Annotated in this window: 15 protein-coding genes; 9 read left to right on the top strand and 6 right to left on the bottom strand. The window is 33.6% G+C overall.

Annotation, left to right across the window (positions count from 1 at the left end):
• Window positions 1-117: zinc ribbon domain-containing protein (locus tag A3M9_RS14480; RefSeq protein WP_156897899.1), on the top strand; the 117-nt coding region annotated here is incomplete at its 5' end.
• A gap of 893 nt (window positions 118-1,010) precedes the next feature.
• Here the strand turns inward: A3M9_RS14480 and A3M9_RS0110415 are convergent.
• Together A3M9_RS0110415 and A3M9_RS0110410 are read right to left on the bottom strand one after the other, a co-directional pair.
• Window positions 1,011-1,394, bottom strand: a complete 384-nt coding sequence (locus A3M9_RS0110415) for a hypothetical protein (protein WP_027309174.1) — start codon at window positions 1,392-1,394, stop codon at window positions 1,011-1,013.
• The gene (locus tag A3M9_RS0110410) at window positions 1,391-1,669 is read right to left on the bottom strand and encodes a hypothetical protein (protein ID WP_027309173.1); all 279 of its coding nucleotides are present in this window, start codon (window positions 1,667-1,669) and stop codon (window positions 1,391-1,393) included. Before A3M9_RS0110410 ends, A3M9_RS0110415 begins: the two co-directional genes overlap by 4 nt.
• Window positions 1,670-2,095: 426 nt before the next feature.
• Between A3M9_RS0110410 and hutH the strand changes: the two genes are divergently transcribed.
• The 6 genes from hutH (at window position 2,096) to A3M9_RS0110380 (ending at window position 9,114) form a co-directional block, all read left to right on the top strand.
• The gene (gene hutH / locus A3M9_RS14670; protein WP_027309172.1) at window positions 2,096-3,616 is read left to right on the top strand and encodes a histidine ammonia-lyase; all 1,521 of its coding nucleotides are present in this window, start codon (window positions 2,096-2,098) and stop codon (window positions 3,614-3,616) included.
• 12 nt (window positions 3,617-3,628) lie between these two features.
• Window positions 3,629-5,275, top strand: a complete 1,647-nt coding sequence (gene hutU / locus A3M9_RS14665; RefSeq protein ID WP_027309171.1) for a urocanate hydratase — start codon at window positions 3,629-3,631, stop codon at window positions 5,273-5,275.
• A gap of 11 nt (window positions 5,276-5,286) precedes the next feature.
• A complete protein-coding gene (gene ftcD / locus A3M9_RS0110395; RefSeq protein WP_027309170.1) occupies window positions 5,287-6,183 on the top strand; it encodes a glutamate formimidoyltransferase in 897 nt (298 codons plus the stop codon).
• A gap of 82 nt (window positions 6,184-6,265) precedes the next feature.
• On the top strand, window positions 6,266-7,444 hold the full coding sequence (hutI, locus tag A3M9_RS0110390; RefSeq protein WP_305803572.1) for an imidazolonepropionase: 1,179 nt from the start codon (window positions 6,266-6,268) through the stop codon (window positions 7,442-7,444).
• An 11-nt stretch (window positions 7,445-7,455) separates the two neighbouring features.
• Window positions 7,456-8,094, top strand: coding sequence for a cyclodeaminase/cyclohydrolase family protein (locus A3M9_RS0110385; RefSeq protein ID WP_027309168.1), 639 nt, complete (start codon window positions 7,456-7,458; stop codon window positions 8,092-8,094).
• Between the two features lie 783 nt (window positions 8,095-8,877).
• A complete protein-coding gene (locus tag A3M9_RS0110380) occupies window positions 8,878-9,114 on the top strand; it encodes a hypothetical protein (RefSeq protein WP_051350703.1) in 237 nt (78 codons plus the stop codon).
• A 319-nt stretch (window positions 9,115-9,433) separates the two neighbouring features.
• Here the strand turns inward: A3M9_RS0110380 and pdaA are convergent, their stop codons facing one another.
• From pdaA to A3M9_RS0110360, 4 genes are read right to left on the bottom strand one after another with little or no spacing between them, the layout of a single operon-like run.
• Window positions 9,434-10,396: a delta-lactam-biosynthetic de-N-acetylase gene (gene pdaA / locus A3M9_RS0110375; protein ID WP_027309166.1), complete on the bottom strand. Its 963-nt coding sequence runs from the start codon at window positions 10,394-10,396 to the stop codon at window positions 9,434-9,436.
• Window positions 10,397-10,422: 26 nt separating this feature from the next.
• Window positions 10,423-11,466: a flavodoxin family protein gene (locus A3M9_RS0110370; protein ID WP_027309165.1), complete on the bottom strand. Its 1,044-nt coding sequence runs from the start codon at window positions 11,464-11,466 to the stop codon at window positions 10,423-10,425.
• Window positions 11,459-12,655, bottom strand: coding sequence for a hypothetical protein (locus tag A3M9_RS0110365; RefSeq protein WP_027309164.1), 1,197 nt, complete (start codon window positions 12,653-12,655; stop codon window positions 11,459-11,461). The genes A3M9_RS0110370 and A3M9_RS0110365 overlap by 8 nt, the downstream gene beginning before the upstream one ends.
• A 10-nt stretch (window positions 12,656-12,665) precedes the next feature.
• Window positions 12,666-17,486, bottom strand: coding sequence for a nicotinate-nicotinamide nucleotide adenylyltransferase (locus tag A3M9_RS0110360; RefSeq protein WP_027309163.1), 4,821 nt, complete (start codon window positions 17,484-17,486; stop codon window positions 12,666-12,668).
• Window positions 17,487-17,624: 138 nt separating this feature from the next.
• Between A3M9_RS0110360 and pepF the strand changes: the two genes are divergently transcribed.
• Window positions 17,625-19,418, top strand: a complete 1,794-nt coding sequence (gene pepF / locus A3M9_RS0110355) for an oligoendopeptidase F (protein WP_027309162.1) — start codon at window positions 17,625-17,627, stop codon at window positions 19,416-19,418.
• 1,031 nt (window positions 19,419-20,449) lie between these two features.
• Complete coding sequence (locus A3M9_RS0110350) at window positions 20,450-22,756, top strand: peptidoglycan-binding protein (protein ID WP_198011963.1); 2,307 nt, start codon at window positions 20,450-20,452, stop codon at window positions 22,754-22,756.
• Window positions 22,757-22,938: the final 182 nt, after the last annotated feature.

The raw sequence follows: 22,938 nt of genomic DNA, 5'->3' as shown, positions 1-22,938 counted from the left end.
TATAAAAATTCTGATGTAAAGAATTTAGCATTGAGAGAATGGAAATGTCCAAAGTGTGGTGCAGTTCATGATAGAGATATAAATGCAAGTAAGAATTTGCTAAAATTAGCCATGTAAATGGTATATTTGGGGAAGGAACAGCCCTTTGAGCGTGGGATAACTTGCTCCGCTGGGAGTATTGACCACGAAGCCACCACTTCTATAAGTGGAGGTAGTTCACATATGGATAGATCAAGTGTAAGTAAAATTGCAAAAAAGTGCCACCAAGAGCTCCGAAAAAATGATACCTTAAAAAATGTCACCACTATATATAGTGTATAAGAGATAATTTGTGCTGCTATATATAGTATACTTTTGAAAATGATTTGATTTTTTCGGAGGTTTCCCACCCAGGTGAAATGTGACATTTTGTAATAAGTAACATAGGCAATTATGGAAAATTTATAAAAAATTTTTAGATGTATGTATAAACTATTGATAACAGGTTAATAATTAAAATGTAGCAAAGATGCTCAACTTGAAAACAGGAGGTTAATGAAAAGACTTAATTTGTCAACACCTCTTGATGTACATTTAATAAAAAATGCATAATATTCATAACAAACACCTAAAAAACCAAACTTCAGAAGTTGTAATTAAAGTAAAAATCTCCTAAAAAATAAATTTAGGAGATTTTTACTTATTGTATGAAAAGTGTGCTATATATTCGATTTAAGTGATGATATGTTGTGAATAATGCATTTTATTTTGATGGCATATATTATAAAAAACAAACTTGTATTCAATAATATATAATAATATAGTGTTTAAATATAAATTTAGGCTACTGTTTGTATTATAGATAATTTTTAGGTATTATTTTTCGAAGCTTAAGGTGGCTTTTTAATAAAGAACATAAAATTTTTATGATACTGCATAAATAATTTCTGTAGTTTTAAAAAACAAGTATTTTACCTAAAATAATAGCCACTCATAAAACGAGTGGCATTTTTGCATAATAAATTTTAATATTATTTTTTTGCAGAATAGACTTTGTCTACTTCTTTCATTATTTCTGCAATATCTTTAGAATCTAATCCTTTCTTATTTAATAGCAAAATCATTTCAATATAACTCCTATCAAATTGATTATTATTTTTATTATTATGTTGTTTATTTTTATCTTTGTTTTCATCGTTTAATAACTCAGTTATCTTTTGTTTTATATCACTAAGTCGTTCATTATCAACATAGAATCTATTATTAAGATTTTCAATTTCACAAGAACCTTTATGAGCCAACTCTAACAAAGCTTTATAAACTTTTTTTTCGTCTGTATTTAGCTGTTCTGATATTATTTTTGAAGCTTTTAATAATGAAATTTTATTTTCTCTTATTGATGTAGAATTTATCATTTTCTATCCCCCCATATTAACTCAATTTCATATTTTAATTTTCTAATTTCTTTTTCATATTTGTTTATTAAAATTTTTCGCCAAATAGTTTCTTCTATTTTTTCATTAGAATATATATCTTCTATGTTAAAGCCTTCAGTACAAGAAGTATTATAAATTATACTGTACATTTTTCTATAATCTTTTGTAATGTTAATTATACTCTTATGCTTTCTTTTTATTTTTTTAGTAATTGAGTTTATTTTCTCAGTTTTTAATTTGTTTGTCTTTTTCATAATACCTCCTGAAAAAAATTATTTCTATTAGATTATATTAGAATAAAATTAGTTTTATTCTTTTGTTTAAACTGAATATGAAATTTTTTTTACTTACGATAAAAATAAAAAACAGTTTGGTTTAATATTTTTACAGTTAATGAAAAATAAACTTTGGTAAAACAAAATAACAAAAATATTGAAAATGTCACATTTCACCTGGGTGGGAGACCTCCGAAAAAATCAAATTATTTTTAAAAACATACTATATATAGTTGCACATATTATCTTTTATATACTATATATAGTGGTGGCGATTTTTAAGGTATCATTTTTTCGGAGCTCTTGGTGGCACTTTAGTGTGTTAAAAATATTCAGAAAATTTTAAGAATGGTTTAATGTTATAATATTATTAGAAAATTTTGAATATTACAGGTGGTGATGGGTTTGCACAAAATAATTATTGATGGGGAAAATCTAACTATTGAAGATGTGGTTAAGGTTGCAAGATATGGGTATAGGGTTGAAATTGCAGAGGAGGCAAAAAGAAAAGTTAAATCTGCAAGAGAGGTTGTAGATAGGTTTGTTAATGAAGGAAAGGTTGTATATGGTATTACAACTGGTTTTGGCAAGTTTTCGGATGTTGTTATTTCAAAGGAGGAGGCAAAAAAGCTACAAAGAAACTTAATTGTATCCCACGCCTGTGGAGTTGGAGAGGAGCTACCACAGGAGGTTGTAAGGGCTATAATGCTTCTTCGTGCAAATGCACTGTCTAAGGGTTATTCTGGTGTTAGGCTTGAGACGTTAGAAACTCTTGTAGAAATGTTAAATAAAGGTGTACACCCAGTTATATACGAAAAGGGTTCTCTTGGTGCAAGTGGAGATTTAGCACCTCTTTCACATATGGTTCTTGTTATGATAGGTGAGGGGGAGGCCTACTATAACGGTGAAAGATTATCTGGCAAAGAAGCTCTAAAGAGGGCAGGAATAAAAGAAATAGAACTTGTAGAGAAGGAGGGACTTGCACTTATAAATGGAACTCAGGTTATGACAGCAGTTGGAACACTTGCATTATATGATGCGGTTATGCTATCTAAAGCTGCAGATATTGTTGCATCTTTAACGGTTGAAGCATTAAGGGGAATTACGGATGCATATTATTATAAGGTACACAATGTTCGTCCACAGGTTGGACAGCAAAAATGTGCACAGAATCTAAATAGAATCCTTGAGGGAAGTAAACTTACAACAAAACAGGGGGAACTTAGGGTACAGGATGCCTATACATTAAGATGTATTCCACAGGTACACGGTGCAAGTAAGGACGCTATAGAATATGTAAAGAGGGTTGTTGAAATTGAAATAAACTCAGCAACCGATAACCCGCTTATATTCTCAGATGAGAATAGGGTTATTTCAGGGGGTAACTTTCACGGACAGCCAATGGCACTGGCAATGGATTTTTTAGGTATTGCAGTATCGGAGCTTGCAAACATTTCCGAGAGAAGAATAGAAAGACTTGTAAATTATCAATTAAATGATTTACCCGCCTTTTTAACTAAAAAGGGTGGACTAAATTCAGGTTTTATGATAGCTCAATACACAGCGGCATCACTTGTTTCAGAAAATAAGGTATTAGCACATCCAGCATCAGTTGACTCTATACCATCATCTGCAAATCAAGAGGACCACGTCAGTATGGGTACAATAGCAGCAAGGAAGGCAAGAAGTATAATATACAATGCAATGAGGGTATTAGGAATTGAATATTTATCAGCCTGTCAGGCGATTGATTTGAGGGGTATGAAGGGACTTGCAAAGGCAACTTTAGCAGGTTATGAACTTTTAAGGCAGCATATACCAACATTAGATGAGGATAGAATTATGTATAAGGATATAAATAGAGCAACAGCTCTTTTAGAGGAGCTTGTTATAAAGGTTGAAGAAAAAATAGGAGAACTTATGTAAGGGGGTTAATCTATGAGAGAGATTAGGGCACCAAGAGGAAATCAGCTAAACTGTAAGGGATGGCAGCAGGAGGCAGTTTTAAGAATGCTTATGAACAACCTTGATGTGGAGGTGGCAGAAAAACCAGAGGATTTAATAGTTTATGGCGGAAGAGGGAAGGCAGCAAGAAATTGGGAGTGTTTTGATGCCATTGTAAATTCACTAAAGAACTTAGAGGATGATGAGACTTTACTTGTTCAATCAGGAAAACCTGTTGGAATATTTAAAACCCATAAGTGGGCACCAAGGGTATTAATCTCAAACTCGATGCTTGTTCCACATTGGGCAAACTGGGAGTATTTTTGGGAACTTGAACAAAAGGGGCTTACAATGTATGGGCAAATGACAGCAGGTTCTTGGATATACATAGGAACACAGGGAATTCTTCAGGGAACCTATGAGACACTTGCTGCAGTTGCAGAAAAGCACTTTGGAGGAAGCCTAAAGGGAACTATTACGCTAACTGCAGGTCTTGGAGGTATGGGTGGAGCTCAGCCACTTGCAGTTACGATGAATGAAGGTGTTGCACTTTGTATTGAAGTAGATAGAGACAGAATAGAAAAGAGGATAAATACAAAGTATCTTGATGTATATTATGAGGATATAAATGAAGCTTTAAATAGGGCAATTGAGGCAAAGGAAAAGGGAGAGGCTATTTCAATTGGTGTATTAGGAAATGCATCAGACATTCTTCCAGAGCTTGTGAAAAAGGGATTTGTTCCTGATGTTTTAACAGATCAAACATCAGCCCACGATCCTCTAAATGGATATGTTCCTGGTGGTATGAAGTATGAAGAAGCACTTGAGCTAAGAAGGAAGAATCCAAAGGAATATATAAGACTTGCAAAGAAGAGTATGGCTCGTCACGTTGAGGCAATGCTTGAGATGCAAAGACGTGGGGCTGTGACCTTTGATTATGGTAACAATATAAGACAAATGGCATATGATGAAGGTGTAAAGGATGCCTTCAACTTCCCAGGATTTGTTCCAGCATATATAAGACCACTATTTTGTGAAGGCAAGGGACCATTTAGATGGGCAGCACTATCAGGAGATCCAGAGGATATTTACAGAACAGATGAGCTTGTTTTAGAGCTATTCCCAGAAAATAAACACTTATCAAGATGGATTAAGATGGCAAGAGAGAGGGTTAAATTTCAAGGGTTGCCCTCAAGAATTTGTTGGCTTGGATATGGAGAGAGAGCAAAATTTGGACTTGCACTGAATGAACTTGTAAGAAAGGGTGAACTTAAGGCACCAATTGTTATAGGACGCGACCATTTAGACTGTGGTTCAGTTGCATCTCCAAGACGTGAAACAGAAGCAATGAAGGATGGTTCAGATGCTATTGCCGATTGGCCAATATTAAATGCACTAATAAATGCTGTAAATGGTGCAACTTGGGTATCAGTTCACCACGGTGGCGGTGTTGGAATAGGCTATTCAATTCACGCTGGTATGGTTGTTTGTGCAGATGGAAGCGAAGAGATGGATGCAAGGCTTCAAAGAGTATTAACAAGTGACCCAGGTATGGGAATATTAAGACACGCTGATGCTGGATATGATGAAGCAATTGAGTTTGCAAAACAAAAGGGCGTTAAGATACCAATGCTTAAATAGGAGGTTATAGGATGGCTAAAATAGTTGAGTGTGTTCCAAATTTTTCAGAGGGAAGAGATAAGGAAAAGATTGAAAGAATTGTAGACGAGGTTAGAAAAGTAAAGGGTGTTAAACTGCTTGATTATTCATCAGATGCAGACCACAATAGAACAGTTGTAACCTTTGTTGGGGATGTTGAGGGAGTGTCTATGGCAGCCTTTAATATGACAAAGAAGGCGTGTGAGATTATTGATATGAGAACCCATACAGGTGGACATCCAAGAATGGGGGCAATGGATGTTATACCTTTTATACCAGTTAGAGAGGTTACAATGGAGGAATGCATTGAGATTGCAAAGGCTGTAGGCAAAAGAATAGGTGAGGAGCTTGGCGTTCCAGTGTATTTGTATGAAGAGGCGGCAACAAGGCCAGAGAGAAAGAATTTAGCAGATGTTAGAAAGGGACAGTATGAGGGATTTTTTGAAAAGATTAAAAATCCAGAGTGGAAACCAGACTTTGGACCAAGCGAAATGAACGAAAAGAGCGGATGTACTGCAGTTGGTGCAAGGGTTCCTCTTGTTGCCTTTAATGTGAATTTAAACACACCAAATTTAGAGATTGCAGATAAGATAGCAAAGACAGTAAGGTTTATTGGTGGGGGATTGAGGTTTGTAAAGGCTATGGGTGTAAAGCTTGAGGATAGAAATATAACTCAGGTTTCAATGAATCTTGTAAATTATGAAAAGACAGCAATATATAGGGCCTTTGAGATGGTTAAGATGGAGGCAAAGCGTTTTGGTGTTGAGGTTGTTGGAAGTGAGATAGTTGGGCTTGTTCCAATGAAGGCTCTTGTGGATTCTTTAGAGTACTACCTACAGCTTGAAAACTTTTCTATAGAACAGGTTTTAGAACACAGGATAGCTGAATAGGGGTGGTACTTTGGACAGGATATTATTAAAAAATGGGAGGATTACAACAGTAAAATCCAAAGGTCCAAAATTTGGGGGGGAGATGGCGGACCTTGGGGTTATTGAGAGAGGTTATGTAGTTATAGAGAACGGTATAATTTTAGATGTTGGTAGCGGGGACGGAGCGGATTTTGTCGATGATAAAACAGAGGTTATTGACTTAGAGGGAAGGCTTGTTCTACCTGGATTTGTTGACAGCCATACGCATCTTGTGCATTATGGTTCAAGGGAGAATGAGCTGAAATTAAAGCTTGAGGGGGCAAGCTATTTAGATATATTAAAACAAGGTGGGGGAATTTTAAGTACGGTTAGAGCTACAAGGTCGGCAAGCTATGATGAGCTTTATAAAAAGGCATTAAAGAGTCTTGATTTGATGCTTCTTTGGGGAACAACAACCGTAGAGGCCAAGTCAGGATACGGATTGAACTTTGAAGATGAAGTAAAGTGTCTAAGGGTTGCGAAGGAAATAGAGCATCCTATAGATATTGTTAGCACTTATCTTGGTGCACACGCAGTTCCTGAGGAGTATAAGGAGAATGTGGATGGATATATCGACCTTATGATAGAAAAGGTTATGCCCTTTGTTAAAAAAGAGAGGCTTGCGGAATATGTGGATGCCTTTTGTGAAGAGGGATTTTTTAACTTAGAGCAGACAAGAAGGGTTTTAAGGGCAGCAAAGGAGTTAGGATTTCAGGTTAAACTTCACGCAGATGAGATAGAACCTATGGGGGGCGCAAAGCTTGCAGCAGAGCTTGGTGCTGTTTCGGCAGAGCATTTAGTAGCAGTATCTGAGGAGGGGATTGATGCTATGAAGGAGGCAGGTGTAATACCAGTCCTGCTTCCTGGAACTTCCTTCTATTTAAGATTAAAAAAATATGCACCAGCAAGGGAAATGATAAGAAGAGGTCTTGCGGTGGCAGTAGCGTCAGATTATAACCCAGGTACTTGCCCGACTGAGTCTTTGCAGAGCATAATGGTGTTTGCTTCATTAGGGATGGGACTTACACCTCAGGAGGTAATATCGGCAGTTACAATAAATGCAGCCTATGCAATAGGACGAGGAAGTGAGGTTGGAAGTATAGAGAAGGGTAAAAAAGCTGATATAGTAGTTATGAATGCCCTAAATGAAAATTACATCATTTACCATTTTGGAATAAACCATATTGATATGGTAATAAAAAATGGTAAAATAGTAGTTAGAGATGGAAAATTAGTATACTAAGGAGGATTGTGATGAAGATATATGAAAATTCAATAGAAAAATTTTTGGAGGACCTTTCTTCAAGCTCTCCAGCACCAGGAGGAGGGGCTGTTGCAGCATTATCAGGTGCACTTGCTGCAAGTTTATCTTCTATGGTAATGAACTTAACAGTGAATAAGAAGAAGTTTATGGAATATAGCGATGATGTGAAGAATAAGTTTAATGAGTATCTAATAAAGTGCGAAGAGTTGAGAAAAGAGTTTAAGGAATATATTGAAAAGGATGTTGAGGCCTTTAATTTGGTAATGCAGGCATATAAGATGCCAAAGGAAACAGAAGAGGAGATAAAAGAGAGAAACAGGGCAATACAGAGGGCTTTAATTGAAGCCTATGGTGTGCCTTATTCTGTTGCAGAAACAGCTTTTTCAATGTTTGATATGGTGGATTTTATTGCTGAATATGGCAACAAGAATGCGATAACAGATGTAGGTGTTGCAGCAATACAAATATTTGCAGCAATAGAAGCGGCAGTTTTAAATGTAAGGATTAATTTAGCATCAATAGATGATATTGATTTAGTAAGCGATGTTGATATGAACTGTAAGAGGTTTTTAATCGAAGCAGCACAAAGAAAAGAGGAGATACTAAAGAAGGTTTATCAAAAGATATAAGTGACACCGAGACCTCCGAAAAAATCAAATTATTTTTAAAAACATACTATATATAGTTGCGCATATTATCTTTTATTCACTATATATAGTGGTGACAATTTTTAAGGTATCATTTTTTCGGAGCTCTTACACCCAGGTGAAATGTGATATTTCAATAAATTGGTAAAATGATATGCTCCCTTTATGGTACACAGATTAAAATTTAAAAGCTGTTTATCATAGAGAGGAGCATATTTTTATGAGAAAAATAAGTACTAATTTAGCTTAAGAAAGAAGCCATATTATTTTCAAGTATAACCTAATCAGCTATAGAAGTCGCTCAATTTTGTAAGAGGGTGCTGAATTTTGCCTAAAATACATAAAAGATGTTATAAATATTATAGCGAAAACTAAGCTAAAAATGACTATATAACAGGTATTCTGAGGAAGGAACAGCCCTTTGAGTTTGGGGTGATTTTCTTCGTTGGGAGTATTAACCAGGAAACTACTACTTGTATAAATGGGAGGAGTTCACAGAAAAGAGATTTCAATTTTTTTAATAAATCAATGGAAAATGTCACATTTCACCTGGGTGGGAAACCTCCGAAAAAATCAAATCATTTTCAAAAGTATACTATATATAGCAGCACAAATTATCTCTTATACACTATATATAGTGGTGACATTTTTTAAGGTATCATTTTTTCGGAGCTCTTGGTGGCACTTTTGAGGAATATTTTTGTTGTAGAGATAATATACTGTATTGTAGTCCAAAAGAAATAAAATTGGGTTGGGGGGATTATTGTGTTTTATTGTACAAGCTGTAAAAGAATAGTTAAAGATGGAGGAGTTTGTGAATTTTGTTCTAATGCAGATTTGAGGGAACTTAAACTTGATGCTCCTGTTAATGTGCTTGGAACAAAGCTTAAGGGAAGAGTTTTAAAGATAACAGATGATAAGGTAAGGCTATTGATAAGGGATGATGCAAATAATAAGTTTATAAAGGAATACAGCTATAGAGATTTAAAGAAGGTATTATAAAAGGGTGCATTTACACCATCAGATTGTTGACACACCTGTTTGTTAGCTAAAGCATGAAAAAGCCCCATGAAAGGATTTCAAAATGGCATATTTCATGAGCTTTAGCAATTATTGCTTTTCGACTTTGAAAAAGTCCGTAATTCGGCACAGGACGTGCCGAGCCGAGCGGCCATCAGGACGATGGCATCGCGAGGGTAGGACTTTTTCAAATAAAGAAAAGCTTAGAATTGCTTAGCGAAATGAATCGATGCCCAAGAAATCCTTCATGGGGCTAATCAATATATAACTTTTTCAACAGCCTGAAGGGTGCATTTGCACCCTATTTTAGTTCTGTCAGAGGTTTAAACTCGTACCCCATTTCACGAAGCTTATCTATTATTGTTGGTAGGGCTTCGGTGTTGCTCTTTGATACTGCGTGTAGAAGCATTATTTCTCCACTATGGCTTCTGTCTATAACCCTCTGTATAGTTGTTTCAACAGGAGGCTGGTCATCTACAAGCCAGTCCTTATGGGCAAAGCTCCAAAAGATGGTCTTATATCCAAGTTTTTGTGTATAGTATAGTGATAGCTCACTGTATTTTCCCATTGGAGGTCTAAAGAATTTAGGCATATCCTGCCCTGTAACATCCTTAAAGGCAGCCTCTGTGTCCTCAAATTCCCTTTTAAACTTCTCAAAATCTACAGCCTTCTGTGGCATTGATGGATGTGTTGAGCTGTGGTTTGCTACAATATGGCCTTCCTCAACCATTCTCTTTATTAATTCCTTGTTTTGATTTATATATGGTCTTGTTACGAAAAACGCAGCCTTTACGTTTTTCTCCTTCAAAACATCAAGTATCTTTGCTGTATATCCGTTTTCATATCCTTCATCAAAGGTTAAATATATTTCCTTTTTTGTCCTATCACCTAAATAGTAGGCATCGTATTTTTTAAATAGCTCAACTGTCTGTTTTGGCATATACTGTGATTCGTTATTTTTTACAGGAGGGGGACCAAAGTCCAACTCCTTGTTGCTCAGGGATGAAACATCAGCGTCTATTATCAAAACATCGTCATTATTTATATTTTCATCTTTTCCGGTTGTCTCTTTATTATATTCCTCTTTATTTTCATCTTCTGTTTTTGAAGAGTTATTTTCAGAAGGCTTTTGCTGATTTGTGTTTTTCGTTTCATTTGTAGTTGGTTTTGTATTTATATCATTGTTGTTGTCTGTTTGTTTTTTACCGCAGGAGGAAAAAAGTAATACTACAGCAAGTAAAATTGGAACTATTTTTTTCATTATTTGAGCCTCCTTAAAATATTATAAGTTCAACACAAGCTTCTAACTATATTTTGTGCAAATTCCTGTGCTTTATTTTCTATATTTTCAACTTTTTTTATCTCACCCATATCATTTGCTATCTCCATTATAGCAAAGTAAGGAGGCAGTATAAACCCTTTATTTATATTTAGTGCACCTATTAGCTGCTTTGCAACAGAATCTCCACCAGAGTTACCAGATACAATTACTGAAAAGAGCATTTTGTCATAGAAGGGATTTCTTCTATAGAGTGCAGTTATTCTATTTATAACTGCACTTAAATTGGCAGAAATAGCATCGTTGTAGTTGGGGCATATAAAAATAGCAGCATCTGCCTCTTCTATTGCAGGGAATATTTCCTTTACAATAGAACCGCCATAGAAGCAGCTTTTTTGTTTTGCAAAATAGAGGCAGGTTTTAAAGGGACAGCCAATACAATCCTGTATAGTCCCGTTTTCAACGTGGTGTTCTAATATACTTACCCCATCTATATATTTTTTTATCATATACCAGAGGGTTAAGGTATTAGATGTATCTCTATAGCTTGCGTGAAGTACAGATACTTTAGGGTTTTGTTTTTTTAAAAATTTAAAACTAAAGAATCTATCAGATAACCCTCTGCATAAATAGTAGCATATTTCCTCAAGGGGGATATTAAGAGTCTTTTGCCAGGTTCTAAAGTTTAAAAAACCTTCTATAGCTTCAACTACAGGATGTCCTATAAAGATACAGCCAAGGCTATTTGCAATAAATATAATCTGCTGCGAAAAGCTTTTTGTATAATGAAGTGTAGGACTTTTTATAAGCACACAGGCAGTTGAGCCTAAAAGTGCATCCTTTCCCCTTAGGGTTATATTATTTAACACATCAAGTATATAAGGACATACACCTATGCTGTTTAGTTCGACTGCAAATACAATCTTTTTGTTTTTAAGGTTTATATGCCTTTGAGGTGAGTATTCCTCAAAGGCATTGTCCTTCATAAAAGCCTTTATCATATTATTTAAAATATCAGACCTGTTTTTTGATGCAATAAGTATGGTATCACACATCAAACTCTACCAGCCTTTCATAGCTCTTTTTAATTCTTTCAAAAAGCCTTTCGTCTAAATTTTTATATGTTTCTATCTCAACGCCATATTCTGTGATTCTGTTTTTTATACCTAAAAAGGCATTTTCAATTGATACAGTACTGTAGTGCCATTCTCCCTTAAGGCAGGATAGAATGGATAGGGCACCAGAGGACAGGGCGGGTGCTATGTAGGGCTTAAATCCAGTTTTTCTAACCTCTATATTAGCATTTGTAGTAAGCTCTGTTAGTTTAAGTGATAGTTCGTGGTTGTAGTCTTCTATATTATCTGCAACTATTAAATCTTTACCGTGGGGACCAAAGGTTCTTCCTTTATCCTTAAAGTAGCCTATATTCATATTTTGAGCATAGTATAGTGACCTTGCATACATAACTCCAAGACCAAATCCCTTAACATTATCAGCAGGAAAAATATAATCTTTATTTAGCTCAAAATAGGCCCTTTTGCAAAGATGGTCAACAGGGTCTGAAACCACAAAGAAATACCCTTTGTATTTTGCCTTTTTTGCTGCATCTACATACATTGATATTATCTCTGCATTGCTTTTATACTGAACAATTCTAACATCAACGTCCTGTATAGATACATCAGGAACCTGCCTTGTTATACAGAATATAAATACATCGCAATCAAAAACTTCATCAAAGGACACAGGTTTAACTTTAGGCAGGGAAGTATTATTTGGATAGTTTATTTGGTTTAGTTCATATTCCCATCTTTTTATCTTATTTTCATCAAGGTCAAAAACTCCAATTTCGGATATCACATCATAACCTAAAAGCCTAAGTCCAATAGATAGAGTTCCTCCAACGTCTCCAAGTCCTGCAACTGTAACTTTGTACTTTTTCTTAAGTGGATTAACTTTATACATTTCCTCCCATTCTTCAAAGGATGTATTGATGTAGGATAGTTTACCACCATTTATTAAATCATCTACTGAACTTCCTTCTTTTTTTATTATATAATTTAAGGTCTCTCTATCTTCAATTTGCGTTAAGGAATTTACAACCTGTCTAAACCTACAACTTGTTCCTGACTTTTTTAATAGGTATATGTGCTCTGCATTCTTTAAATCCTTTTCAGTGGCTTCATCAAGTTTAAATTTATGGTTTGATATAAATATGTCTCCATTTTTTTTGTATATATTCATCTTATTCCTCCTATGTCAAAATTGGTTCAAGTTTTTCCAGTTGTTCTAGGTCATTTTTTAGATAAACAGAAGGTGAAAGTGTAAGGTCGTAGTACATAAACTTTCCGTGTTCTGGATATCTTGGATAAACAAGTGCGTCGCCTATATTTTGAAGGGTTAGGCTCCTCTCATTTATGGCTTCATATTCCTGTTCTATTGCCTCAAGAAGTATTTTTGCATTTTCTATACAAACCCTTGAAAGATTAAATATATCCTTAGTAGATGCTCCCTTTAGGAAGGTTGGAACAGCATATGGAAGTATTAGGTTAACTGATGGTATTAGGTTTCTTTGGGGGTAGCTGCCTCTAAATAAACTATCTCCACCTATAAAGGGGTAGAGGGCATCTTCATAGAACCAAGCCCTAAGTTTTGGTATAAAGTAAGCACAGTCAACCTCTCTATTTTGAATATCCATAATCTCTTTTCCTTGACCAGACAATATTCCCACAATTATCTTATGAACATCCACCTTTTCATCCTTTAAAATTGGGTCGAGGGCCTTTATTCTGTACCCTTTATGGAGTATGTCATCAACAAGAATAATAGGCCTATCAAAGCTTGCAATTGTTTTTATCTGAAGCTCAAGGCTTAGGTAATTCGGGTATGGCCCTATTTTAAAGGTCTTTAGGTTAGGATTAAATAGCTTTTCTGTATGGAGTGCCTTTGTTACTGTGTTTGGTACAATATTTCTTCTTAATATGTTTCCATAGGGGACGCACATTAAAGGACCAAGGGTTCTTGGAACCATTTGGTAGGGTGGAACTCCGTTTTCTCTGCAAATTTTTTGTACAAGCCTCTTGTATATAACGTCCCTTTCAAAAATTAATACAAGATGTCCAGGATAGAGCTTTGTTAGAGCCCGCTTTAAATTTTCCCTTGTTTTAATAATTGCATTTTTTACAGTTTCAGTATTTCTGTAGGGTTCCTTTATAATTGTTTCTATATCAAGAAGAAGAGATATCGGATAGTTCATATTTACAGCATAGCACCTATGATGGATGTCTTCGGTTTTAACTTCAATAAAACCGTTTGATAGAAGTAGATTTTGTATTTCAAAATTTTCCTTTATATCAAGCAAGTTTTTATATATAGCATAGTCGTAGTCTTTGCTGATGCAGAAGGATAGTGTTTCAGTTAAGATAAGCTGAGGGAGTTCCTTTATTGTTGAGTTTTTATCTATATACATACCATCAATTAATATAACTCTTCCTACTGCATTTTCCCTTAAAAAATTAGAAATGGTTGTGTCATTTAGCTCTATATAGAAGGAGTTTGAACGTAGCCAGTGGAAGGCAGAAAAACCTGCTATGCTGTCGTTTTCTTTATCTATTGCAATAAGAAGCCTTGCAGAGGGCTTTGCAAAAAACCTCATCAATTTTTCTTTTACTACATAGAAATTTAGCCTTAAAAGATGCGAAAGTTTTTCAACTACAGCCTCCTTATATTCCTCAACAATTTCAAATTCAAAGGGCCAATCTGTTAAAAGGGATTTATACTGAGGTTCTCTTCTATAAAAACCATTTTCATATATATACCTCTGTACAAGAGGATCAACTAAATTAGAAATATCCCTATTTTCATCTATGCTATCTCTTATTTGAGTTGAACTTATGTCCTCGTATTGGGGTGGAAGGTTTAATTTTATAACATCCCCCTCTATATTTTTTACTGCCTCTTCAAACATCTCTTGGCTGTATTCATTTATACTCCTTCTTTCGAATATTAGATGGTTTAATGTGTGAATGGAGTCTTGTTCCTTTGGTTTTTTATATGCAGAGGCGTTTATTACAACATCACTTCCAACTACAATGTATACTTCAAAATCCTTAAATATTTCCTTTAACCTTCTTATATCCTTTGGATTTGAAATATTTATTGGCTGTGTTTCAGGGAATAGGAATATATTGTTTTCATCTGCAATAGAGAGGGCAGCAATAGTCCTTCGTATTAGGTTTGGCAATGTCTTTTTAGACCAAGAAAACTCATCTATTGCAATATATACCTCAAATCCTAAATCCCTTATTGCCTTTGCTATCTCCTTGTGGCTTAGGGAGAATGGGTCGAAGGTTCCAGGCATAAAGGCAATTCGTTTTGGTATATTTAGTTTTATTTTTGATATTGTATTTTGTTCAGATATAAACCTGTAAATATGGTTTAATGCAGCAGAATTTACTAAGAATAAAAGTTCATCCTCCTCAAACTGGCCAATTATAGATAAAAACTTTTTTGCAATTATATTAAAAATTTCCTTTTTATTCTCTAAGGATAGGGTTTTTGAGCCAAAAATCTGAACACCAATACAATTTAGTGCAAATTGTTTTATTTGGCTACTGTAGTTTATAAGACCGCTTAATATTATTGAAATTAATTTATTTAAAATCCTTTTATATTCATCATCGCTGTTTATTTGTGCTTTATATATGTTTATATTTGAAAGTGCAACAGAGGAGGTTTTTAATATAAGTGATGAAACCCTGTTGTTTGAGGTCTTTATCTTTTCATAGGAGTCATCTAAAAACTCATTAAGTTCAACTACAGGAAGATAGAGTATTATTTTACCAAGGTAGTTTGGAATATATTTTGTAAATCTATAACCCTCCATCTCAAGGGCACGAACAAGCTCTACTGCAATTTCATTTCTCTGTTCCATTGGTAAAAACTTGATTATATTTAAAATTGATTCACCTGCTTTATTTCTTACAGCTTCAACTGCACTTACCTTAAGAAGATTGCAGAAGTGGAGTGCTGTTTGAAGCCCCCTCTCCTTAGGGTTTTTAAGTGCATAATCTAAAAGAATATCTATTTGTATTTTTTTGGTTATCCAGCTTGTTGCAGTTTTAAGGTTGCTCAAAAATATATCTGTTATGTTTTCAAGATTTTTTATGTAGTAGGATAAATATTCATTTAGCACAATACTCTCAATTCCTAATTTTTCTGCTATATTAAGCTTAAGGAAGTTCTCAGGTGCAGTTGCACTGTATTTTATTTCATTTAAAAATATCCTCTTTATCTCTTCTAATGTATCTGGTGATGGAGTATTCTTATTCAATTGAACATATAGGGTATCAAGGGCCATTATTCTAATATGGTGCCTATCGGATAAAAGTCTTTTTATTAAAAAATCATAAAACAGACTGTCCTCACTCTTAAGAGGAATATATTTTGCAGCATCTAATAGGTATAATTCCATTTCCTTTGATAGATTATCTTTTAAGTAGAATTCCTGTAGAGCAAATTTGTATTCTAATTTTTGAGCTTCACTTATTTTGTTGAATATAGATTTTATAAAAACAGAAAGGCTGTATCCTATCCATTCCTTGTATGTATCTATTATCTTATGGTCTGGGGTAAGCATAAGTGAAACATATCTTTTAAATAGATAGATTGAATCTATATCATCTTTATCTATCCTTGCGTTTTCAGGAAGCTCCTTTCTATATTCTTCATCAAAGGAGGCAATAAGAAGACCTAAAAGTTCAGCAGCCTGTCTTCTTATATCCTCTTCATTGTGCATTAGCTGTTCATATAAAAAGCTAAGTGTAATTATTTTTTGTTTTTGGGTAAGGTATGTTGAATATTCTTCAATTATATCAAGATATGCACGGAGGGATTGAGAATCCTGTGCATTTCTTGCATTTTCAAGTATCTCATTAAGTGAAAATTCACTTCTTAATTTATGCATAAGCTCTATATTGTGGCTTATTGCTTGGTATTTTATATTCTCTACAATATCATCACCAAACATAAGGGAATAGCACTTATCTTTATATGGAGTTACTTTGTTGTCATTTAAGGAAACGTTTATTCCTAAATCTAAAAGATAGTTTTCAAAATCCTTAAGCTTAGAATACACCTTCTTATATCTTAAAATCTTCTTCTCATCAACGTTGTCGAGTTTATTTAAAATAACATCGAAGGATTCATCAAGGGTGTATATGTACATTTGTTCCTTATTGTCTATTTTTTTATTTTTAACTCTAAAGTCGCTGTATATTAGAATAAGTGACTCTATAGATAGATTTTCAAGCTCTAAATCCCAAGTAGAATGGTTTATAGCAATATTTCTTATGTAGTTTATGTTGTGCTTTTTAAACCAAACATCTGTGTAGTAGTAGTGTAGATAGGGAACACGTTTTAGCTCAACTCCTTTACAGCCAAATTTACCTATGTCGTGGCCTGCAGCAGCACCTGAAATTCTTCCAAGGTCAATAGGTAGATTTTTGCTCTTTGCCTGCCTTGCAATATATAGGGATAGATAGTGTACTCCGCATACGTGGTCGAGGGTGTTGTAGCCGATTATTTCTTGGTTTAGTTTCATCATTTCATAAACATAATCGCCTTCAAAGGCCTCAACAAATTTTTTGTATTCAGAAGGGTCCTCAAGACCTCTCTCCTCATCAAGTCCTAAGAAAAATAGAGGATACCTGCTTTGAAAACTTCCGTCATTGGATAGTTTTTGGAATTTTGAAAAAACTTTGAGCAGTAACAGGTATGTCTCAAATATTGGAAAATCCTCTTTATCAAGACTTAAAGTGACAGCTTCGCTGAAGGATTTTGAAAGGGCATATTGATAGACTGCAAATAGAAAGTCGTCGTCTTTTTTGTAGAAGATGTTTATAATCTCCTCAAGACACTTATAGCATCTTTTACAGCTGTAGTCCCTGTTTACTGATGCCTCATTCAGGCTGTTTTTAAAATCCTGTGTATTTAGCAAGTCTATTAATTTTTTATATATGTTTGATGATGTTATTAATTTTGATTTAAGTATTAGATCTATAAATTCTCCAAACATAAAATCCTCCTAAATCATAGAGTATATATCTTAATATTACAAAAAATAAGGTTATATAGTCAAATCAATCTTTCCATTATGAATTGTATATGGAAATAATTTATAAAATGTGCAATAATTAAGTCAGGAGGTGTTGGTATGGATTACAGTTTAATTGAAAGAAAGGATATCCCTAATGAATATAAATGGGATATAGATACGATTTATGGAAATGAAGAGAGTCTTTTAAAGGATGTTGAAGTATTAAGGGGAATGATTGAGGAGATTAAAAAGTTTAAGGGAAGTTTTAAAAATGGTGCAAAGTTTTTATATGAATGTTTATCCTTAAGGGATGATGCTGGAAGGTTATGTGATAAAATAACTGTATATTGTTTTATGAAGAGGGATGAGGATAACAACAATACAAAGGGACAGGAGCTTGCAGATTTAGGAGAGAGGGTGTCTGTTGAGTATAATAGTGCAACAGCCTTTATATACCCTGAAATTTTAGAGCTTGAGGATGGAACGATAGATAGATATTTTAAAGAAGTACAGGAATTAAAGCTCTATGAGCATGAACTTGAGGATTTGATAAGACAAAAAAAGCACGTTTTATCAGATAAAGAGGAGGAGCTTCTTTCAAAGACAGCCGAAATGGCACAGGGATTTGAAAATATATTTAAGATGTTGAGCTTCGCTGATTTGAAGTTCGATAAAATTGTCGATTCAAATGGTAAAGAGTATGAGTTAACTAATAATAATTATTCACAATATATTGTATCTAAGGATAGGGAACTTAGAAAAAATGCCTTTAAGAGCCTTCATAATGGATTTATGAAGTATAAGAATACATATGGTGCGATGCTCTCATCTAAGGTAAAGTCGGATGTGTTTTACGCAACTGTTAGAGGTTTTAAATCTGCATTAGAGGGAGCTTTGTTTTCAGACAACATTGATGTTTCCTTATACAATAGGTTAATAGAAATAGTATCTGAAAATATTCCTTCCCTTGATGAGCTTATGAGGCTAAAAAAGAAGGAGCTTAAGGTGGATGAACTTCATCTATATGACCTTTATGTACCAATTGTAGAGAGCGTTGATATGGAGGTTAAATATGATGAAGGCAAGGAAATGGTTAAGGAGGGCCTAAAGGTTCTTGGAGATGAGTATTTAAAAATTCTTGATGAAGCCTTCAATAACAAATGGATAGATGTCTATAGCAACAAGGGTAAGTATTCTGGAGCATATTCTTGGGGAACCTATGATACAAAACCATATATTCTTCTTAACTACAATGAAAGGTTAGATGATGTTTTAACCTTATCCCACGAACTTGGACATTCAATACATTCATATTTTTCAAGAAAAACACAGCCCTATGTTTATTCAAACTATACAATATTCTGTGCAGAGGTTGCGTCAACAACAAATGAAGTGCTTATGTACTTCTATCTTATGGATAAATTAAAGGGAGAGGCAAGAAGATATATTATAAGTGAGTTTATGGAACTTATTAGAACAACCTACTTTAGACAGGTTTTATTTGCTGAGTTTGAATTTATAACCCACACTATGTCAGAAAAGGGAGAACCACTAAATGGTGAGAGGCTTTCAGAAATTTGGAGAAACCTATATAACAAATATTATGGAAGAGAATGTGTTATTGATGATGAAATAAGTATAGAGTGGGCAAGAATACCACATTTTTATGATGGATACTATGTATACAAGTATGCAACAGGATTAAGTGCTGGAATTAGCATTGCTAAATCCATATTAGAGGATAGAAAAAATGTGGATAGATACTTGAGTTTCTTAAAATCTGGAGGAAGCAAGTATTCGCTTGACTTACTAAAGGATGCAGGTGTTGATATGCTCTCAGGAAAGCCAATTAGGGATACAGCAGAGGTGCTTAAGTACCTCATTAAAGAGTGCCACATAGGTGAAATGTGACATTTTCAATAAATGGTAATGTAAACTGCAACCTGTTAAGTAGATAGTTAAAAATCAAAACTTTTTGAGTGTCAATCCTTCGATTGACGCTCAGATTTTTGAAAAACCTAATTGTTAGATAAAGTATGAAAAAGCCCCATGAAAGGATTTCAAAATGGCATATTTCATGAGCTTTAGCAATTCTTAGCTTTCGACTTTGAAAAAGTCCTAAATTCGGCACAGGACGTGCCGAGCCGAGCGACCATCAGGACGATGGCATCGCGAGGGTAGGACTTTTTGAAACAAAGAAAAGCTTAGATTTGATTAGCGAAATGAACCAATGCCCAAGAAATCCTTCATGGGGCTGATCAATTTATAACTTTTTCAACAGCCTGAGCGTCAATTCTTCTATTGACACTTTTTACTTATGTGAACTACCACAAACTTTATGCAGAAGGAGCTTGTCAGACAATACTCCCATCGTAGCAAACTACTTCACGTTAAAAGTGATATTCCGCCTTCAGGAATACATATATGTTGTTGATTTTAAATTTGTGTTTGATATATAGTTATTTTATATTTGATTTGGTTAAATTATATTCATTTCCACTTACTAAAGATAAGTGATTTTTGTCGTTAATTATTTTAAAAAAGTTTTTTGTTAAATGTATAAAAAAATGAAGAATGGTTAAAATTAATAATGAAAGCTCAAGGAAACCACCTTGAGATGGAAACAGTAGTTTCCATAAACAGAACCCCCCATCCCCCTTAGGGCCGAGAAGCGGCCCATTTTTTTTATTTCATATTTTCTTATCGAAATAATTGTATTTATTAGTTCAAATATTTATCTTTTTAAATCAATAAATAAAAAGTTTAAATTAATATTTTTATATTTTTACAAAAAAAGTTCAATAACAACAAAAATATAAATCAATAATTTTATCATTTAGAAAAAATTGTATTATTAAAATAATTGTTGTTAAATTATTGAAGAATGCAGTCGTTTAATGTATAATTTAATTAAATTAAATTATATCTTGGGGGTGGACATGTTGAAATTTTATAGAAAGGTTACATGTCTGCTTATTGCTATGTTAATGTCTTCCAACATAGTGTTTGCAGGTATGCTTGATGGAAAAAAGATTGTATTGGATGCTGGGCACGGTGGAGATCCCAAAATACGTTATGAAAATGGTAAATATGGAGATGTAGGTGCCAGTGTTAATAATATATATGAAAAAAATATAAATATAGCAATAGTAGAAAAACTGTCAAATATTCTTAAGAATTTTGGAGCGGATATTATTTATACACGTGAACCAAATAATGATGTTGCTGTTACTCTTGAGGAGAGGGTAAAAATCGCAAATTCTAATTTGGCTGATATGTTTATAAGTATACACAATAACAAAGCAATTAAAAAAGAAAATGGGAAGGATGTTTTAAATACAGAAGTTAGTGGAACTGAGGTTTTTTATACAAAATATGTTGAATATAATGGTAAACATTATATTTATAAAGGTGAAGTTAAAGAGGGTAATATAGTTTATGTAAATATTCAAGATGTTGAAGGGAACAAGTTAAAGGTTGAAAAGACTAAAGTTAAAATTTTAGAAGAAGATAGGAGAAATTTAGCCAAGTTAGTGGTTGACAGTATAGCCTCCTTAGGTTTTAAAAATAGAGGGGCAAAACAGTCAGAATATTATGTAACCAGATATACTACTATGCCTTCAATATTGATAGAGGCTGGTTTTATGTCAAATCCAGAGGAATTGAAAAAGTTGACTAATTCAGAGATGCAACAAAAAATAGCATTTAAAATAGCAGATGCGGTGTATAGATATTATGAAGATGTTGAAAAAAGTAATAGGTTAATGAATGGTTTTATAAAGAATTTAAAATTAAATATATCAAGTCGATATATTTTTGTTGGACAAGTTGTAACTTTAAAACTTGATGGTATTGAAAATTTTGATGAGTTTGTTTATAAAGTGCAGATTAAAAAAGATGGACAAGTTATATATGAAAAGGACTATGGGAATGATTTTAGCATAAACTTCAATCCAGACTCTGAAGGTTTCTATGATGTAAATTATTTTATTAAAAAGAAGGATTCTGAAAATGAATATGATGACAAGATTGGTGCAAACTTTATAGTTTTTAAGTTACCTTCAATAAAATCAATATCTGCTGATAGTGAAAAAGTTTATGTTGATAAGCCAATAAAAATAAAGGCAGATGTTGAAAATGGCAGTTATGATGTTATGAGCTACAAGTTTGATGTTTATTTAGGACAAAAGTTAGTTACAACAGTATCAAATAGCGATGGCATATTACAATATGTACCAAAAGCTGAAGGTGAATATAGAGTAATATGCTATGTAAAGGATAAGTTAAGTAGTAGTCAATTTGATGATAAGAAGGAAATAAAATTTAAAGTAGAAAGACAGCAGGAAACATCAAGAGGAGCTTCTATAAATGATAATGATATAAAAAGACTTTTATATAGTAGAGATTTAAGTATGGGATCACAGGGAACAGATGTGACAGCCTTACAATTAGCATTAAAAAAGTTGGGCTACTATAAAGCAAATACGACATCATTAGTATTTGATAATGCCACATATGCAGCAGTCACAGAATTTCAAAAGGCTAATGCTTTAACAGATAATGGAACAGTTGATAGACAAACAATTAATAAAATAAACGAGTTATTAATGAATTTAGAAGTTAAAAAGACATCTAATCAGACAAATACAACCAATTCAGGGACAAATATAGGTGTTTTTTATAATAGTAGTCAGCAGTTGACATATACAAGAATACTAAAGTATGGAGTAAGTGGACAAGACGTAAAGAAGCTTCAGGATGCACTAAAGAAATTAGGGTATTTAAAGATAACAGCAACTACAACTTATTTCGGATCGTCAACAAAAGCAGCAGTAGTTGCATTTCAAAAGGCCAATAAATTGCCTGTTGCTGATGGAATGGTAGATAAATCAACGATAAACAAGATAAATGAATTGTTGAAAAAGCAGGCTACACAAAACACGGCAAATAAGGTAGACACAAAAGGTACAACAACGCCAAGTAGGGGAAATACATCACAGACTTTAGTAAATAATAAAATACAGTTGGTCTATACAAGGCCGTTAAGATTAGGAACAAGTGGACAAGATGTAAAGAATTTGCAGGAGGCATTAAAGAGATTAGGATATTTGAAGATTACAACAACTACAACATTTTTCGGGCCTTCTACTGAAACTGCATTAAGGGCGTTTCAAAGTGCAAATAAATTAACAGTAGATGGAATAGCAGGACCAAACACAATTAAGGTTATTAATCAAAAGTTACAATAAAAAAGTGCCACCAAGAGCTCCGAAAAAATAGTGGCTTTTAATGACGTTTTTTATAAATATTCAACTTAATTTAATAAAATGCATAAAAAGTTATTAATGTAAAATGCGTAGCATTAAAAATATATTAATATTTGTTAATTCAATCTATATAGGGCTTTGTTTTTGAGCCCTATTTTTATTAT

It is taken from the genome of Caloramator sp. ALD01 (assembly GCF_000472625.1).
GTDB classification, from domain to species: Bacteria; Bacillota; Clostridia; order Clostridiales; family Caloramatoraceae; genus Thermobrachium; species Thermobrachium proteoclasticum.
The sequence above is the reverse complement of the archived record's forward strand: the minus strand, read 5'-3'. Positions and strand labels throughout refer to the sequence as shown.

Coding starts and splice junctions, on each gene's coding strand:
- ftcD (WP_027309170.1), top strand. CDS start 5,287: ATGGCTAAAATAGTTGAGTGTGTTCCAAATTTTTCAGAGGGAAGAGAT.
- A3M9_RS0110360 (WP_027309163.1), bottom strand. CDS start 17,486: ATGTTTGGAGAATTTATAGATCTAATACTTAAATCAAAATTAATAACA.
- A3M9_RS0110385 (WP_027309168.1), top strand. CDS start 7,456: ATGAAGATATATGAAAATTCAATAGAAAAATTTTTGGAGGACCTTTCT.
- A3M9_RS0110415 (WP_027309174.1), bottom strand. CDS start 1,394: ATGATAAATTCTACATCAATAAGAGAAAATAAAATTTCATTATTAAAA.
- hutI (WP_305803572.1), top strand. CDS start 6,266: ATGGCGGACCTTGGGGTTATTGAGAGAGGTTATGTAGTTATAGAGAAC.
- A3M9_RS0110410 (WP_027309173.1), bottom strand. CDS start 1,669: ATGAAAAAGACAAACAAATTAAAAACTGAGAAAATAAACTCAATTACT.
- A3M9_RS0110365 (WP_027309164.1), bottom strand. CDS start 12,655: ATGAATATATACAAAAAAAATGGAGACATATTTATATCAAACCATAAA.
- hutU (WP_027309171.1), top strand. CDS start 3,629: ATGAGAGAGATTAGGGCACCAAGAGGAAATCAGCTAAACTGTAAGGGA.
- A3M9_RS0110370 (WP_027309165.1), bottom strand. CDS start 11,466: ATGTGTGATACCATACTTATTGCATCAAAAAACAGGTCTGATATTTTA.
- pepF (WP_027309162.1), top strand. CDS start 17,625: ATGGATTACAGTTTAATTGAAAGAAAGGATATCCCTAATGAATATAAA.